Genomic DNA, 18,417 nt, shown 5'->3' with positions numbered 1-18,417 from the left:
TCAGAATATCGGGAAACAGATACGGGTAACCCATTTGCTGGTGTCGGTTTCCCTGCTCCTGTCTGTTAACAGCACGGCATAAGGTATTACCGGCTGCATGCGGTGCGTATCCTGCACATATTGCTGCAGCTGTGCAAAAGCCCAGCGTACGGTGGCTTCCCCGCCTTTTACTTCTGTTACGGCAATAGGGCTGTGAATCATTTTTTTGGGAACAACTGTGCCATTGCCCGGTAATAATTTACCGGTTGGTATGGCTACCATGGCTTCGTATTGATTACTTCCCTTTTCCTGGTTCACATTCAGCATGGGTGGGTTAATGGTATGTGCGCCGCTGGCTGCGACGTATTGTTCAATACTGGCAACCAGCTGGTAAATATCAGCAGTGCCGGGGTAATGGTCGTAATAAGTTTTAATGGCAGCGAGCGCAGTATCCTGTATTTTGGTTTCCCATACCGGTATGCCATATACATTTTCATTTTTGCCCATAAAACGCTGCATCGCCAGCATAGCAGCATGCAAGCTTTGTTTTAGTTCACGTGCATGAAAATAAGCTTTCAGTTTGGAGAAAGGAGAGCCCCCGGTGTATACAATGCTGCCCCAGGTAATAATAGTGGTATCAATCTGGTAGGGTATCAGCAACATGGTAGAGGCATGTGCACTGCCTGCATCGCTGATGCGGATACTTAATGCGTTATTGGAAGTGCTGTCTGGCTGAAACGTAAATCCATCCAGTTCATAAGGCTTGCTTTTAACTGCGCCGGGCCACCAGCGTTCCCAGCTGTTGTTCTGCATAGTTCGTCGTACACCATTGAAAGTACATTTTACATACAATGATTCACCAACCTGTAAACTCGCGGGAATAAACCAGTAAATGAGGCCTGTACCTGCTGCTGCCACTATAAGACAGCCGATCATCCATTTTTTCATATACAACCGTTGTAGGTATGCGCAACACCGGCAGCATACCACTGTGCAAATAAAAGTGTTTACCGGAAATCAACCGAAAACAGCAGGATATTTTAAATGAATTTAATTGTGTACAATTTACATAAAAATGTATATTGCCCTCCGAACGATTTGCCGATATGATTAAAATTGCCCGCTGCTGCCTGCAGTTGTTTACTTGCGTGTTTACCCTGCAGGTGTTTGCTCAAAACACAGATGCGTGGCATATTCAAACCGGCGATATCAATCCTTCCGGTTATTACGGTGTTACTGTTGCCAATGGCATGGTAGGCATTGTTTCTTCTCCCGATCCGTTTAAGGTAAAAGATGTGGTGCTCAACGGCGCGTTTGATTTATATGGCCGCGGCCGCGTAAGCAATATCCTGAAAACCTTCAATTTTGTAAACATGTACCTGGAGGTTGACGGGAGCAGGATTGAAAGTTTTAAACAGGTGCAGCATGTACAGCAAACGCTGGATATGCGCCATGCATCGCTAACCACCAGTTTTGTTATTGGCGATAAAGCCGCCGTACAATATACCTACTATGCCTTACGTCACCTGCCTTACAGCGCGCTGGTAGATGTTACCGTAACTGCGCAGAAAGACATTGAGCTTACGCCTGCCAGTGTTATGGAAGCGCCGGATATGCTGAAAGACGTGCAGAATTACTACAATGAAATTGACCGGCCGCATGTTAAAATTGCCCTGCTTACATCAGCAGCAAAAAGTCCTACCGGCAAACTCACCCTGGCTGCCTCCAACAGCTTTTTATTTGATGAGCCACATGGCAGTGAGCCTGCGGTAATTCATGAAATGTGGGACAATAGCATGCACCTGCTCAAATTCCGTAAAAAGCTGAAAGCAGGTGAGCGCTATCACTTTGCAGTGGTGGGCTCTGCCATTACATCGGCACAGCACGACGACCCGCTGAATGAGGCCGAGCGGTTAACCATTTTTGCTTCACTGGAAGGCACGCAGCGTTTGCTGCAGTTTCACAACCGCGCATGGGATGAGTTATGGAAAAGCGATATTGTAATAAATGGTGATGACAGCACGCAACGCGATGTGCACAATATGCTGTACCATCTTTATTCCTTTGCACGGGAAGGCACGGCATACAGCTTATCGCCCATGGGCCTCAGCGGACTGGGTTATAACGGCCATGCTTTCTGGGATACGGAGCTATGGATGTATCCTGCCTTATTGTTGCTGCAGCCTAAAATAGCCGAATCTTTGCTGGAATACCGTTTTCAACGCCTGCCCAACGCCAGGCACAATGCTTTTTCGCATGGGTATAAAGGCGCCATGTTTCCCTGGGAAAGTGCTGCCAGCGGCAATGAAGAAACGCCGGTATGGGCGCTGAGCGGCCCGTTTGAGCACCATATCTCTGCAGATATTGCACTGGCTGCCTGGAACTACTATTGTGTTACACAGGATAAAGAATGGCTTCGCACGCGGGGCTATCCCTTACTGAAAGAAACAGCCGATTTCTGGGCCAGCCGGGTAGAACGGAATGGCCCGGGCCACTACGATATTAAAAACGTGGTTGCTGCCGATGAATGGGCCGAGAACGTTGACAATAATGCTTTTACCAATGCAGCTGCCAAAGCCAACCTGCAGTATGCCACCGCTGCAGCAAAAATACTGGAGCTGGCGCCTGATGCAGACTGGATGCAGGTGGCAGCCAATATTCCCATATTGCATTTTGCAGATGGTGTTACCAAAGAACATGCAGCCTATAACGGTGAAAAAATAAAACAGGCCGATGTAAACCTGCTTGCTTATCCTTTGCGGGAAGTAACTGGCTCAGCTGCGATTGAGAAAGATCTCGCTTATTATGAGCCAAGGGTAGGTGAAGGTCCGGCCATGACACATGCCATTTTCGCAATACTGTATGCGCGGCTGGGTAAACCGGATAAGGCATACCAATCGTTTAAAGAAGGGTATACCGCCAATATGCGCCCGCCGTTCGGCGTGCTGGCCGAAACAGCTACCGGCAACAACCCCTATTTTGCCACCGGTGCAGGCGGTATGCTGCAGGCCATGCTGAACGGTTTTGGCGGACTGAATATCTCAGACAACGGCATTACGCAGCTGCCGGTAAAATTACCCGCGGCCTGGAAATCTTTACAAATAACCGGCGTTGGAATACAGAAAAAAACGTATCTTGTAAACAAGTGAGGAAACTTACTGCCATATTACTGCTTGCTTTGTTCCTGTTCAATCTTGCCGGTTACAGGATATGGTTCTACTATGCCCGGCAGCAGGCTGCCCGGCAATTTGAGGCAGCTATAGATCACAGTCAATATAACAACGAAGATCTCATTACCATTTCTGTTCCCATATCTATGCCCTACCAGGTTGAGCAAAGTGAGTTTGAGCGTGTGGATGGGGAAATTACCCTCAATGGTAAAGTGTATAAATACGTACAACGCAAGGTAGCCGACGGCATGCTGATACTGCAGTGTTTGCCGGATGAGCGAAGCACGCATATCAAAAAAGCGGGCGATGCTTACCTGCAGTTTGCCAATGATATCAGTGCCACCCAGGATCATGCAAAAAAAGCCGGGCACCCACCCGTTTCCGGAGTTGCTAAATATTTGTTCAGTGACTTTATGCCGGCCGGCTATGCAGCCTGTGCCGCACCATACACACTAATTTCTTCTGCAACCTACGCGGTTGCCTGTTACCCGCTCGTTAACGCCGCTACGGCACTTCCAGACCAACCACCCGAAACACGTACGTTTCTTTAAAGCAAAAACTTTTCAAAACTTTTCGTTAAGGGACGGTGTGTGTCTACATGCCATCCCCATTTTTGTTTTTATTCATTGTTATTATTTCCTCAGCCCTTTTCAAAAAATAGCCGGTGTTGTACCGGGATTTAAATTGTTATGAAGTTATCGCTGATTGCAGGCTGCTTTGCAGTGCTGCTGGTATCGTGCCAGGTTAAAAGAGATTATGAAACTGTATTGCACGATCCTTTATTGTATTGCAACACCGTTCATGAATTAAACCAGGTAGTGATGGGCAACAATTTTACACCTGTTGTGGCATCACGCAATTATACGTACGCGGCTATTGCCGGTTATGAAGTAATTGCAGGCGGAGATCCCGCACATTATCATTCCCTCGGCAACCAGCTGCATGGCCTTGGCCAGCTGCCTGCCGTTCCCGCAGGGAAACCAATTGATTTTCCATATGCAGCCCTGCTGGCTTATTGTCGCGTTGGAGAGGCCGTTACCTTCCCGGAAGGCAGTATGAAAGAATACGTGGACAGCATTAATAAAATGGCGGCAGATCATGGCATGCCCAATGACATGATCACCAATTCGCAGGCTTATGCAGGCGAAATAGCCAATGCCATTATCGCATGGAGTAAAAAAGACAATTACCTGCAAACAAGGAGTGCATCTAAATTCACGGTGATCGATACACCGGGCCGTTGGGTACCTACACCACCTATGTATGCACAAGCCGTTGAACCGCATTGGGCCGAAATACGCACACTGGTGCTCGACAGTGCTGCCCAGTTCAGGGCAGAAGAGCCGCCGGTGTACAATATGACGGACAAAAAAAGCAAGTACTTCACCGAAGTAATGTTGATTAAACATGCGGTTGACAGCCTCACACCAGAACAAAAACACATTGCAGAATTCTGGGACGACAATCCCTTTAAACTCAATGTTTCGGGGCATGTTATGTTCAGCACCAAAAAGTTTTCACCAACCGGTCACTGGATGAGCATTACCGGCATTGCCGCTAAACAGGCGAAAGCCGGTTTCAGTACCACTGTATATGCCTTTGCAAAAACCTCTATCGCTTTCTTTGATGCATTTATCCAGTGCTGGGATTCGAAATATCACTACAACACCGCGAGGCCTGAAACTGTGATCAACAAATATATTGATGCAGACTGGCATCCGTATTTACAAACACCCGCTTTCCCTGAATACACTTGCGGCCACAGTACTATTTCATCTGCCGCGGCCGAAGCATTAACCAATGTATTTGGCGACAACTTTGCCTACACCGATTCTACCGAACTGGAATTCGGAATTAAAAGCCGTTCCTTCCCATCATTCCGTGCTGCAGCTATTGAAAATAACTGGGCCCGTTTTTATGGCGGCATTCATTTCCACAACTCCTGCCTGGTTAGTAACGAATGCGGCAAAAAAGTAACCGGCCTTGTTGTTGAACGGTTGCAGATGAAAAAATGATGGAAGAATGGTTTCATTGTTATAAAACATTGCTGCGCATTGACGGTGCAGCATGGACTTGACTACTGCTTTCAACGCTGACCCAAAACGTACAACTTTAAAACATCAAACATCAAACCTGAAACGGTAAACTGACTGCTTTTATGAAAAAGATACTTGCCATTGCTATACTTGCATGCCTTTGTGTGTGCATACACATTACTACTTTTGCACAGGGTTGTGTTGCCATTCGCAGTACAGGCGGGTTAAGCAACCTGCAACATGCATCTGCTGCTGATACCATGCCTTCATGGTCGCTGAATATCAATAACCGTTATTTCAAATCATTCCGCCACTACGTAGGAAAAGAAGAACAGAAACAACGCCAGGAGCAGGGTACAGAAGTGATCAATCATGCCTATGCCATGGACCTTGCGCTAACACACAATATCAACCAGCGCTGGTCTGTAATGGTAGATGTGCCCATTATCAGCAACGCACGTTCTTCCCTGTACGAGCATGGTGGCAAAGAACGCCGCAGCACCCATTCTTTTGGTGTGGGTGATATTCGTTTTGCAGCCTATGCCTGGTTACTGAATCCTGCAAAAATGCCGCGTGGTAATGTGCAGGTTGGTCTTGGTATTAAACTGCCTACCGGCGATTACAAATTCCAGGATTATTTCTATGGCGCAGATTCAAGCAAAACACTGGGGCCTGTTGACCAATCCATACAGCTGGGTGATGGCGGCACCGGCATTACCGGTGAAATCAATGCCTGGTACAACTTTTCACGCGTTATCAGTGTGTATGGCAATTTCTATTATCTCTCCAATCCAAGAGAACAAAACGGTGTGTCCTCTGCACGTGGCGCAAAAGCTGCAGCTTCGGCTGTTGCCAATGGCAGTGATATTATGAGCGTGCCCGACCAGTTTATGATACGTGCAGGTGTTAACTTTCACGTGAATAAATGGAGCTTTAGCGCCGGTGTGCGTGACGAATGTTTGCCCGTGCACGATTTAATCGGTGGCAGCAATGGTTTCAGACGCCCCGGTTATATTATCTCAGCTGAGCCCGGTGTTAACTATACCTTCAAAAAGCTCATCGCTTACGCTACCGTACCTGTTGCATTGGTGCGTAACAGAACACAAAGCGTTCCCGATAAAATTACCACCCAGTTAACGGGTGTATACAAACAAGGCGATGCTGCATTTGCTGATTATGTAGTAAATGTAGGCGTGGCTATTAAACTGTAACCCTCCAACAAATTGCCATGAAACCAAAACTACTGTATTGCATACTGCTGCTGCTATGTAGTGCAAGTTGCCTGCAGCTGCAGGCCCAAACCGATCAGGATGCCCTGATGATGGACAAGAACAATTTATGTATTGGTCCCATGTACAGCCATAGCAGCTGGAAAAAATACTGGGAAGGAACTTTTAAACGCGATAACCAGAACCTCGGTACGGTTACCACGCAAATGGTCAGCATTATGGGCAACTATGGCATTACACGCCGCCTGAACGTGATGGCAGGTTTGCCGTACATATTTACCAAAGCATCAGCCGGTACATTGCACGGTTTGCATGGCCTGCAGGATGTAAATGCCTGGATAAAATGGATGCCAGTGGAAACCTCCCTAGGTAAAGGTGTATTCTCGGTATATACACTCGGGGGCTTTTCTTTACCGGCTTCAAATTATACGCCCGATTTTCTGCCCATGTCTATTGGCCTGCACAGCAAAACCTTAATGGCCCGGCTGATGCTCGATTACCAGGTAGGTGGCTTTTTTGTAACAGGCTGGGGCGCTATGAACTGGCGTAGTAATATTCATCTTGACCGCACCTCGTATTACACCACTTCACTGCATTTAACCAATGAAGTGGAAATGCCTGATATGGCTGCATTTCAGCTGCGTACCGGTTACAGGAGTGATTACCTGATTGCCGAGGCTATCGTTAGCAACAATACCACCATCAAAGGCTTCGACATGCGTAAAAACGATATGCCCTTTCCCAGTAATAAAATGAATATGACCACCGCAGGCTTTAACGTAAAATATACGCTGAAGGCTGTAAGCGGCTTGTCACTGATCGGTGCCGGTAATTACGTAGTGCACGGCCGCAACGTAGGCCAGGCGCTTACACTGGATGCGGGTATATTTTATATCATTGATTTTACCCGCAAATCAAAAATTGTTTCCTCTTCTAAAACCAACGTACCATGAAAAAGATAATTGGTTTAAGTGTGCTGGTACTGGCGGCTGCAGTAGCCATACCACTGGCCTGTTCAAAAGGCGTAAACGACCGTACGGCAGATATTCCTGCGCTTACACCCACAGCTGCCGATGCAGATGCCGGAACCTGGAAACCCGTGCTGGTGGCCCGTGCCGATACATTTACACTTGCCGCACCTGCTGCGGTTAACTCGGTAGGGTATGTGGCCGAGCTCAATGAAATAAAAGGCATGCAGCGCAGTTTGTCGCAAGCCGATGAAGACAAAATAAAATACTGGAGCGCAGGTGGTGTGCTGCGCTGGAATGAAATACTGCGCGGGCTGGTAGCAAAATACAATTTGCCTCCTTACCAGAATGCAGATGGCACTTATCCTGCGCCCAATTCAGCAAATCCCTTTGCTTATCCTTTGTTCCCATTTGCCAACCCGCCGTATGCAGCACGTGCGTATGCATACATCAGCGCAGCGCAATACGATGCACTGGTAGTGGCATGGGCTTTAAAGAAAAAATACAACCGCGCTGCGCCTTACCAGGTTGACAGCACCATTCAGCTTAAAGCCGGAAAAGCCGGTGTTAGCGCCTATCCCAGCGAAGCTGCGGTACTGGCAGGTGTAAACGCCGAGATGATGAAACTGCTGTTTCCTACAGAAATAGCTGCCATTGAAGCCAGGGCCGAAGAACAGGAGCGTGCAGCCATTGCAGCCGGTGTTGCTTCACGCAGCGATATTGTTGCCGGTGAAGCACTCGGCCGCCAGATAGCGCAATTGTTTCTGGCGCGCGGCAGGGCCGACAATGCCGGCAAGGCCATTGGCACACCAACAGACTGGGCCAAACTGGTGAGTGATGCCCAGGCACGCGGCGAAACGCCCTGGTATAGCCTGGAAACGCCCAAACGCCCGCCCATGCTGCCTTTGTTTGGTGCAGTAAAACCCTTCCTGTTCGATTCTGCTACCTGCGTATCACTGCGCCCCGGTCCGCCGCCCTCCACCGGCAGCGACCAGATGAAAAAGGAAACAGAAGAAATTTACAACTACGTAAAAGATGCTTCACGTGAGCATTTGCGCATTGTACATTTCTGGGCCGATGGTGCCGGAACCTATGCGCCTCCCGGTCACTGGGATGCCATTGCATCAGAAGATTTTATTCCGATGCACCTGAGCGAAGTACGCTGGGCACGCAACATGGCATTGCTGAATATGTCGCTGATGGATGCGGGCATTGTATGCTGGAATACCAAATACTATTACTACAACCCGCGCCCAACGCAAATGGACAGCCGTATTAAAACATTAACCGGTATCCCCAACTTCCCGTCTTATATATCCGGGCATTCTACATTCAGTGGTGCTGCTGCTACCATACTTGGCCACCTGGTGCCAGAGCGGGCGCAGGCTTATGCTGATATGGCGCAGGAAGCATCTATGTCGAGAATGTACGGTGGTATTCACTTCCGGTCAGATTGTACAGTGGGTTTAACAGTTGGTCAAAACGTTGGGAAATATGCTATACAGCGCGCGCAGAATGACGGCGCAGAAAAATGACAGGTATTGTACTGTATAAAGCTTTTTTAAACATGAGAAACACGATTGCTGCAATAGCATTGATTACTTTGAGCGCAACAGCTGCCAGCGCGCAGCAAACACCATCCGATACCCTGGTTAACCGTGTGATGGATACTGTTACGGTAAACGCCTGGTTGCAACGCACCGGGCATTTTATGCCTGGCGTGGAAGGCACTTCCATTTATGCCGGTAAAAAAACAAACGTAGTACAGCCCGATGCTGCGCAGGTAAACCTGGCACAGAACGTATCGCGCATGGCTTTCGCCAAAATACCCGGTTTGAATGTATGGGATATGGATGGCGCAGGTACACAGGCAAACATTGGTTCGCGGGGTACTGATTCACACCGTTCCATTGAAATGAACATGCGGCAGAATGGGTACAATACCAACTCTGATATGTTTGGTTACCCTGAAGATCACTATACACCGCCCATGCAGGCTATCGAAAGAATAGAACTGGTACGCGGTGCTGCTTCACTACAGTTTGGCAGCCAGTTTGGCGGTATGATGAATTATGTAATGAAGCAGGGCGACAGTACGCGCCCTATAGCCATTGAAAGTGAGCAAACAGTTGGCTCCAACAACTTCTTTAACTCGTACAATGCCATAGGCGGTACCAAGGGTAAGGTAGATTATTATGCCTATTTTGATAACCGCAGTGGCGATGGCTGGCGCCCCAATGCGAGGTTTAACTACCATGCCTATTATGCCAACCTGCGTTACCACCTGGGTACCAAAGGCAGTATTGCCCTGCAATTCTCACGTATGGATTATGTGCAGCAGATCGCCGGCGGCCAGTCAGATGCGCAGTTCTACAGCAATTCCCGACAGTCGAACAGAACCAGGAATTTTTTCAATCCCGAAATCAATATTCCTTCACTGCTGTTCAAATACCAGTTCAACAGCAACACCAGTATTGATGTAACCACACATGCGTTGTTTGGCCAGCGCAACAGCGTGCAGTTTATTGCTACACCTGATGTAAGTGATACTATCAACAAGGCATTGGGTACGTATAACCCACGCCAGGTTGACCGCGATTATTACAACGGTTTTACTACCGAAGCGCGCGTGCTGCACAAGTACAATCTTGGCGGTAATACCAGCAGCCTGGCAGCAGGCGTGCGTTATTTTACCGAGTTAACCAAACGCAAACAAAAAGGCAAGGGCACCATTGGCAGCGATTTTGACTTGTCGCTCACTTCACCTTATGCCATTGACCTGCGCCTGCATTCAAACAACTATGCAGTGTTTGCAGAAAACCTGTTTCAGCTGGGTAAGAAATTATCTGTAACACCGGGCTTGCGGTATGAAGTGATCCAGACAAAAATGACCGGTGTTATCAACAACGCTACTTACCCTGTTTCGTACAAGGGTAACCGCAGCTTTCCGCTGGCAGGCGTTGGCTTGCAATACCAGGTGAACAACAGCGTGCAGCTGTATGGTAACTGGTCACAGGCTTACCGGCCTTATATTTATGCAAACGTAACACCTGCCACACAGATAGACCAGATTGATCCCAACCTGAAAGACAGCAAGGGATACGATGCTGATTTTGGTTTCCGCGGCAACTACAAAAACGTGGTACAGTTTGATGTGAACGGCTTTTACCTGTATTACGGCAACCGTATTGGTTTGCTTACCCAAACAAAAAATAATACGACCTATCTGTTAACTACCAATATCGGCAATGCCGTTTCAAAAGGTGTTGAGGCTTTTGCGGAAGTGTCGCTGGCCAAGCTGTTCTACGGCCGTCATGCAGGCTTTGATGTAAGTGTGTTCAGTTCTTTTGCCTACACACATGCCCGTTATACCAGCGGCAACCTCAGTGTAAGCGGCGCTAATAAATCGCTGGCAGGTAACCAGCTCGAAAGTGTGCCCACTTATATTAACCGCGCAGGCATTAACGCACAGTACAAACAGTTCAGCACATTTTTACAATGGAGTTATGTAGGCAAGTCGTTTTCAGACGCCAACAATACCGTTTACCTGGCCAATGGCTCGGTAGGGGTGGTGCCGGATTATCACCTGGTAGACTGGAGCGCGAGCTGGCAATTTGTGAAAATCTGCCGCTTAAGCGCTGGTATTAATAATCTTACAAATAAAGCTTATTTCACCAGGCGTATTACCATGTACCCTGGCCCCGGAATATTACCTGCAGATGGCAGAACGTTTTATGTTTCTTTGGGCCTGAAGTTGTAACTTAATGCCATGCCAGGAAGAATCAGCAGGGTTTTGTTCGATATGGATGGCGTATTGATAAATTCCAATGCCGCGATTGAAACGTTCTGGTCCGAATGGGCCAGTAAAGAAAAACTAGCCATCACTGAAGCCGATATACGGCACAAGATACATGGGCGTCCTACGCTTGAAACTATTGATTTGCTGTTTGCCGGTTCGGCAGACGAAACAAAGCAAAACATTTACAGCGAGGCCCGGCTTTTTGATATTACCATGCGGCCGCTGTTGCTGCCAGGCGTTAAGCGGTTTGTTACCCAGCTGCACGCGGCAAGCGTGGTTACCGGGGTGGTAACCAGCGCACCCGCAGAACGCATTACACATATGCTGCAGCCGCATGGTATTTATCATTTGTTCAATGCAATGGTTACCAGCGAAGACTATACAAAAGGGAAGCCCGATCCCGAGCCATATACTGTAATGGCCACCCGGCTGGCAGTAAAACCATCCTGCTGCCTGGTGTTTGAAGATGCTGACAGCGGCATCCGCGCAGCGCTTGATGCAGGCATGCAGGTAGTAGCCGTAAATAACGCCTTTGAACACGAACGCGTAATTGGTCATATCCCCGATTTTGCCGGGATAACCATGAACGGTGCTTCAATTCTCCACAATGGTAACCTGCTGGCGCAGATCGATTTTTCTTGCTAATTTCGACCGATCAAAATTGTTGCCATGCGTAAATTATTATTCGCAGCATTCATGTTAACCAATGTAGTTGTAAAAGCACAGAACAGCAACAGTTTACCACCCGACAAAATATATGGCATCCTGTTCAGGGATGTACAAATGAGCCATATTTTTAAAGACGGTAAAACCTTTGTGGATTGTGTTCCCAAAAAAGATCCGAAAGAAATTACCCAGGACTATCGTACCATCCGCAGCAATCCCGCCATCCGTTTTTCACTGGATATGTTTGTGCGCGCCAATTTTTATGAGCCGGTAAATCCTGCCAATACCTACCAGTCAGATACAGGTGAAGCCGCAGCCATCCACATCAAAAAACTGTGGACAGTGCTCAAACGCATTCCGGATACCGTAGTGGCAGGCAGCTCTTTACTCCCATTGCCCAATCCATACATTGTTCCGGGTGGCCGCTTCAGGGAAATTTATTACTGGGATTCGTATTTCACCATGCTGGGCTTACAGTCCAGCGGCGATGATGAAATGCTCGAAAACATGGTGAAGAATTTTGCCTACATGATTCAGCAGTATGGCCATATCCCAAATGGTAACCGCACGTATTTTCTCAGCCGCTCACAACCGCCCTTCTTTGCTAAAATGCTGGGCTTGCTGGCCGAGAAAAAAGGCGATGTGGTGTATGCCGAATACCAGTCGGTACTGCAGGCAGAATACAATTACTGGATGGATAAATCAGCCCCTACCAAACACAAGGTGTATATGCCCGATGGCAGTGTGCTGAACCGCTATTACGACCAGGATGTAGTGCCCCGCCAGGAATCTTATGCAGAAGATTCCACCACTGCCATCAATTTCAAAGGCAATGTGCAAACCCTTTACCGCAACCTGCGCAGCTGTGCAGAAAGCGGCTGGGACTTTAGTACACGCTGGTTTGCCGATGGCGAAAATCTTTCCAGCATACAGGTGATTAATATAGTGCCGGTTGATTTGAACGCATTGCTCTATCACCTGGAACTAACGCTGAGCCAATCGTATAAACAAACCGGTAACATGCTGCAGTCATCTTATTTTAAAAAGATTGCTGCCCGCCGCAAGGCATCCATGAACAAATACCTGTGGAATGCACAGGACGGCTGGTACTATGATTTTGTGATCACTGAAAAAAAGCAGAGCCGCGAAATGACCATCGCAGGTATGTCGCCTTTCTTTTTTAATGTAGCACCAAAAGAATATGCTGCTGCTGCCGCCAAAGTGGTGGAAAGCAAATTCCTGAAACCCGGTGGTGTGGTAACCACGCTTAAAAATTCAGGGCAGCAATGGGATGCCCCCAACGGCTGGGCACCTTTGCAATGGCTCACCATAAAAGGACTGGAAAACTACGACCAGAAAAAGCTGGCTGCCGAAATAGCACAACGCTGGGTGGCATTGAATGTAAAAGTGTACAAAAGCACCGGCAAACTCATGGAAAAATACAATGTGGTAGACACCCACCTGGAAGCAGGCGGTGGCGAATACCCCTCGCAGGACGGCTTTGGCTGGACAAACGGGGTACTGCTTAAACTGATGCAGCTGTACAATATCAACGAATAAACTTAACCGGGTAACTGAACGCACAGCCGGTGTTGCGATTGCGTACTTTTGTAAATTAACAGGGTACGCAGCTGCACACCGGCTGCGCAATTTTTACGCTATGGATGCTAAAAAGAAAGACTATGCTACCGTAACCATTGTATACTGGTTTCTGCTGCTGTACATAGTAGCCGTGCTGGTATGGTGGTTTATTGCCTTACAGCGCCAGAACAACCAGATGTATATGTTCCGCGTGCAGGAGCTGAAAAAGGATGATCCCGCCTATTTTGAAAAAATGGTGGAAATAGAAGCGCAGCGCAAAAGTAAAACCACGGCATACGTAGGTGAGGGCGCTACGTTTTTATTGCTTACCCTGGTAGGGGCCGTATTTGTGTACCAGGCCACCCGCAGGCAAATACGCCTTTCGCACCAGCAGCAGAATTTTATGATGGCCGTAACCCATGAGCTTAAAACACCTATTGCTGTTACACGGCTTAACCTCGAAACCTTACAAAAGCGCAAGCTGGAGGAAGCACAGCAACAGAAACTCATCAGTAACACCTTGCAGGAAGCCAACAGGCTTAACGATCTATGCAATAACATTCTTATTTCCTCACAACTGGAAGCAGGCGCTTACCTGCTGAACAAAGACGAACTAGATCTCAGCAAACTGGTGGATGATTGCGTGCATAATTTTGCAGTGCGTTACCCCCAGCGGCAAATTGAAGGGCAGGTGCAACCCGAATTGTACGTTGAAGGAGAAACCGTGCTTTTGCAGATGCTGGTCAACAACCTGGTTGAAAATGCGTTAAAATATTCACCCAAAGAAGGAAAGGTTACGGTGGTGCTGAAACAGAAACACCAGCACGCTGTTTTGTGTGTAATGGATGAAGGCGCCGGTATCCCCGATGCAGAGAAAAAAAGGGTGTTTGAGAAGTTCTACCGCATAGGCAGTGAAAATACCCGTAAAACCAAGGGCACCGGCCTGGGTTTATACTTAAGCAAAAAAATTGTGAACGACCACAACGGGCAAATAGCCGTTACCGATCATTTACCAAACGGCAGTAACTTTACCGTAACCCTGCCTTTAACCTGATGCATAGTCAACTGCAACAGGAAGGCAATAAACAAAACATATGAGTAAGGATACAAAAGGCAATATATTACTGGTAGAAGACGAAGAAAACCTGCATGAAGCACTAAAGCTGAACCTTGAAATAGATGGCTACACCATTACTTCGGCCTTTAATGGCAACGAGGCCCTGAAAGCCGTGGGCAATGAATATTTTGATCTCATTATCCTCGATATCATGCTGCCTGAGCTGGATGGCATCAGCGTGGCAGAAAGCGTACGCGTGCAGCACATTGACGTGCCTATTCTCATGCTCAGCGCAAAAGACAGCAGTGCAGACCGTGTGCTGGGTTTAAAAAAAGGCGCCGATGATTACCTTACCAAGCCGTTTAACCTCGAAGAGTTGCTGTTGCGCGTAGAAAAGCTGATACAGAAAAACAAGAAACTGCAGGATCGCGAAAGCATCGGCAATATTTACAGCTTTGGCGACAATACCATCGACTTCAATGCACAGGAAGCCACCACCTGGAACGGGCAGAAAGTACAGCTCAGTAAAAAAGAAGCCATGCTGCTGAAGCTGCTTATTGAAAACAAAAACGAGGTGGTAACACGCGAAAAGATTTTACAGGTAGTATGGGGCTACAACGTTTACCCAACCACCCGCACCATCGATAACTTTATTCTCAATTTCCGCAAATACTTTGAGCAGGACAGCCGCAGTCCCCGCCATTTCCATTCCGTTCGCGGCGTAGGGTACAAATACAGCGATTAACAAAAGTCATTACGGTAATAACCTGGTTGCCCGGGAAGTTATGCCTTCAACTGCTGAATAATATGCTGCAGCTGTGCCATTACCTGTGGCCGGCTGTCTTCATGTAAGGCAGAGGCATACAAGGCCATATCAAATTGTGCATACAAGCCGGCGCATTGCTGTACCAGGCTATCGCCATGTTGCTGCCGCAAAGCGTCCAACAGCTGGTGGGTGCCTGCATGGGGCATGTCCAGTTTCTCCTGCAATGCCAACGTAAGCAGCTTACGCGCACGGTTATAAAACTCCCGTATGTCAGGCTCATTGTTCAATCTCGAAGCTGCTGCCGAAAAATCAGTCGGGGTAACGGTTACCGGTACAACCGGTTTAGCCGTAACAGGTGCGGCAGGTGTTTGTGCAGGTGCCTGTGCGGTAGCAGCGGAGGCTGCGGCAGGTTGTTTGGCCTTTTTATCACGGCGTGTCATCACCCACCAGGCAAGTAATACGGCAACGGCAATCACCGGTACAATCCAGATATATTTCCGCGTGGTAAAATCTTCTGTAATAATCGCAGGGTTGTCTTTCAGGCTATGTTTTACCGCCCTGCTGAAATGGAGTGGAATACTATCTGTATGCACCACTTCATAACTGCCTTTTTCAGGATCAAAATAATTAAAGCTGATGGCCGGTATTACTGCATTGCCTTCTTTTGAACCCAGGAAAGGAATATTGTAGGTTTTGATGCCGCGCACCGGGAAATTCAGTTTGTCGATATTGTCTTGCTGCACCGGCTCAAAATGATCTACACCGGCAGGCCAGTTAATATTGGGTAAGGGTACACCGGTAATATTGCCGCGGCCTTCAATGCTCAGCTGCAGGGTATTGTTTTCTCCTGCTGGCACATCCGGGTTCAGTGCAGTGGCCTGCATATTGAAATGACCAACAATACCCGAGAAATCGGCGGGTTTGTTTTTATCGGGCAGGGGTTTTACATGTATGGTCACCGGTTGACTGCTGAACGTTGCCGAGAAGGGCTGCATATTGCCGGGGTTGCCTGCTACTAAAAAATCTGCATCGCAGGCAACAGAAGCAGTATCCAGCGGCAAATCGCCTTGCTGCAAAGGCACCAGCTGTACTTTGCGTACCATGATTACGCGGTACAGTTTACCATTTATTTTTTCAGCAGGAGATGCTTCATCTGTCGTCATTTCTGTTACACTGCAACCCGAGAATGCAGGCTGGCGTTTAATCCTGGGCTGTATGCGTATGGCGGTGTACAGTTTGTATTCTACCAGTATGGGCTCGCCGGCATAACAGGTGGTAGCGCTTACATGCAGTTTTACAAATACATTGTCGCGCATTTTCTTATCAGGTGTTTCCCCGTTTTTCAGTACGGGGTCACGTAAAAACGGGTCGTCATCCTGTACATCGTTGTCGTTAAACAGGCGTTGCAGGGGAAAAGGTGAATTGCCTGCATTGTTGTTCTGCGGTGAAGGATTGTCTTTATCCATTACGTTAACAACGGTCGACTGGCAGGTGTACTGCTTATTGTCTGCCGTAATGGTAGTGCCGGGTACTTTCAGTTTACCGGCCTGTGCAGGCATCAGGTCAAAAATGTAACTGCTCGAGCGGCTGCCCTGGCCGTTCACATACGTTTCCTGCTGGGCAAAAGAGGGGCCCGAGATAATGTTCCACCCCACAAACTGCGGTGCAACAAAATCGCGCACATCATTGCCATTGGTTACCTTGTATTCAACACGGATGGCATCGTTCCTGTAGATTTTTGCAGCCGAAACAGACACCGTAAAACCGGTTTGGCCCTGTGCCCGGAACAGTGCAAAGATCAACACGAGACAACTGATAAAGTAGGATGGACGTATCATGCATTACAAATATAATTGTAGTGACAATGTGTTGCTTCAGCAGATGGTTAATGAGCGGTTAAGATACCGTTTGAAGAGGTGGTTTGAACAGGGTGCGCAGTCAGAATGCGAAAAAATTGCCGTAATCATGTAAGTTTGCGGCATGTCATTCCCTTCGATAGAAACCATTATAGATTTTCTGGAACCTGTGAACACGTACGAATTATCGAACGATGAGGGTTTCCGCGACGTGCAATTGGGAAAACATATTGCCGTGTATGAAGAACAGTTCCCCGATTTAACCGGTATTGATATTGTACTTGTAGGTTGTGGCGAAAACAGGGGCGGCGGTATACCCGCCAGCGGTACAAGTGCGCCCGATGCGGTACGTAAAATATTCTACAGCCTGTATCACTGGCACCAGGATGTGCACGTGGCCGATGTGGGTAATGTAAAGGCAGGTGCTACCCTGGCCGATAGCTATGCTGCCCTGCGCGCAGTGGTAACCGAACTGGTATCGCACGGCAAACGGGTGGTGATACTCGGCGGCTCGCACGATGTTACCATCGGTCAGTACCAGGTGTATGCTGCGGCAGAAAAAATTATTGAAGTGGCCTGTGTAGATGCACGTATTGATATGGATTTCGACAGCGTGGTGCCGGCAGATAATTTCATGCTCAGCATGCTTACTTCAGAACCTAACTACATCAGGCATTACAGCCATATCGGTTTCCAGAGCTACCTGGTGCACCCGCACATGCTCGAAACTATTGACAAACTGCGGTTCGACTGTTTCAGGGTAGGCCGTGTAAAAGAGCATATTGAAGAAATTGAACCGGTTATCCGCAACGCCAATATGTTCAGTTTTGATATTGCTGCCATACAGCATTGTCATGCACCTGCCAACAGGCTTACGCCCAACGGTTTTACCGGTGAAGAAGCCTGCACGCTGATGCAGTATGCCGGTATGAGCCCCACTATTGATACCATCGGCATTTACGGCTACCTGCCTTCGCAGGATGAGTATGAGCTTACTGCCAAACAAATAAGCCATATGTTGTGGTACCTGATGGATGGTGTGCTGAAAGGCAAGGAAGAAGCGCCGATGAGTGCCAACCACCATTTCAATGAATTTAAACTGGCTTTTGCCGAACTGGAAGCCACCTTTTTGCAAAGCAAAAAAACAGGCCGCTGGTGGATGCAGCTGCCCGATGAAACCTATATCGCCTGCAGTTACCGTGATTATGTAACCGCCGCCAACAACGACATCCCCGAAAGATGGCTGCGCGCGATGGAGAGGAGTTAAAATAAAAAAATCCGGTATAAAACCGGATTCTTTGGGGGTGACC

At 48.0% G+C, this 18,417-nt stretch carries 14 protein-coding genes; 12 read left to right on the top strand and 2 right to left on the bottom strand.

Annotated features, from left to right (window positions below; all coding sequences use genetic code 11):
- Entirely contained in the window at nt 1–927 is a 927-nt protein-coding gene (locus DXN05_RS22670; protein ID WP_116849591.1) for a hypothetical protein, read from the bottom strand.
- Between the two features lie 134 nt (nt 928–1,061).
- Here DXN05_RS22670 and DXN05_RS22665 point away from each other — a divergent pair, with 134 nt between their 5' ends.
- The 11 genes from DXN05_RS22665 (at nt 1,062) to DXN05_RS22615 (ending at nt 15,230) form a co-directional block, all read left to right on the top strand.
- Nucleotides 1,062–3,128, top strand: coding sequence for a glycosyl hydrolase family 95 catalytic domain-containing protein (locus DXN05_RS22665; RefSeq protein ID WP_245975280.1), 2,067 nt, complete (start codon nt 1,062–1,064; stop codon nt 3,126–3,128).
- Nucleotides 3,125–3,700 carry a hypothetical protein gene (locus DXN05_RS22660; RefSeq protein WP_116849590.1) on the top strand — a complete coding sequence of 192 codons (576 nt, stop codon included), beginning with the start codon at nt 3,125–3,127 and terminating at the stop codon, nt 3,698–3,700. Before DXN05_RS22665 ends, DXN05_RS22660 begins: the two co-directional genes overlap by 4 nt.
- 138 nt (nt 3,701–3,838) lie before the next feature.
- Entirely contained in the window at nt 3,839–5,164 is a 1,326-nt protein-coding gene (locus DXN05_RS22655; RefSeq protein ID WP_116849589.1) for a vanadium-dependent haloperoxidase, read from the top strand.
- Between the two features lie 143 nt (nt 5,165–5,307).
- Entirely contained in the window at nt 5,308–6,396 is a 1,089-nt protein-coding gene (locus tag DXN05_RS22650; RefSeq protein WP_116849588.1) for a hypothetical protein, read from the top strand.
- Nucleotides 6,397–6,413: 17 nt separating this feature from the next.
- Nucleotides 6,414–7,367, top strand: coding sequence for a hypothetical protein (locus DXN05_RS22645; protein ID WP_116849587.1), 954 nt, complete (start codon nt 6,414–6,416; stop codon nt 7,365–7,367).
- On the top strand, nt 7,364–8,917 hold the full coding sequence (locus tag DXN05_RS22640) for a phosphatase PAP2 family protein (protein WP_116849586.1): 1,554 nt from the start codon (nt 7,364–7,366) through the stop codon (nt 8,915–8,917). The genes DXN05_RS22645 and DXN05_RS22640 overlap by 4 nt, the downstream gene beginning before the upstream one ends.
- 32 nt (nt 8,918–8,949) lie before the next feature.
- Nucleotides 8,950–11,142 (top strand): TonB-dependent receptor family protein, encoded by a 2,193-nt coding sequence (locus DXN05_RS22635; protein ID WP_158559408.1) that lies wholly within the window; start codon nt 8,950–8,952, stop codon nt 11,140–11,142.
- 9 nt (nt 11,143–11,151) lie between these two features.
- A complete protein-coding gene (locus tag DXN05_RS22630) occupies nt 11,152–11,826 on the top strand; it encodes an HAD family hydrolase (protein ID WP_116849584.1) in 675 nt (224 codons plus the stop codon).
- Nucleotides 11,827–11,850: 24 nt separating this feature from the next.
- The gene (treA, locus tag DXN05_RS22625; RefSeq protein ID WP_116849583.1) at nt 11,851–13,407 is read left to right on the top strand and encodes an alpha,alpha-trehalase TreA; all 1,557 of its coding nucleotides are present in this window, start codon (nt 11,851–11,853) and stop codon (nt 13,405–13,407) included.
- Between the two features lie 100 nt (nt 13,408–13,507).
- Nucleotides 13,508–14,482: a sensor histidine kinase gene (locus DXN05_RS22620; protein WP_116849582.1), complete on the top strand. Its 975-nt coding sequence runs from the start codon at nt 13,508–13,510 to the stop codon at nt 14,480–14,482.
- Nucleotides 14,483–14,522: 40 nt separating this feature from the next.
- The gene (locus DXN05_RS22615; protein ID WP_116849581.1) at nt 14,523–15,230 is read left to right on the top strand and encodes a response regulator transcription factor; all 708 of its coding nucleotides are present in this window, start codon (nt 14,523–14,525) and stop codon (nt 15,228–15,230) included.
- 38 nt (nt 15,231–15,268) lie between these two features.
- On the opposite strand, the gene DXN05_RS22610 is transcribed toward DXN05_RS22615, so the two are convergent.
- Complete coding sequence (locus DXN05_RS22610) at nt 15,269–17,089, bottom strand: BatD family protein (protein ID WP_116849580.1); 1,821 nt, start codon at nt 17,087–17,089, stop codon at nt 15,269–15,271.
- A gap of 142 nt (nt 17,090–17,231) precedes the next feature.
- Here DXN05_RS22610 and DXN05_RS22605 point away from each other — a divergent pair, with 142 nt between their 5' ends.
- On the top strand, nt 17,232–18,374 hold the full coding sequence (locus DXN05_RS22605; RefSeq protein ID WP_116849579.1) for a formimidoylglutamase: 1,143 nt from the start codon (nt 17,232–17,234) through the stop codon (nt 18,372–18,374).
- Nucleotides 18,375–18,417 lie beyond the last annotated feature (43 nt).

This window comes from Deminuibacter soli, assembly GCF_003412455.1.
GTDB classification, from domain to species: domain Bacteria; phylum Bacteroidota; class Bacteroidia; order Chitinophagales; family Chitinophagaceae; genus Deminuibacter; species Deminuibacter soli.
This window is presented reverse-complemented; position numbering and strand designations above follow the sequence as displayed.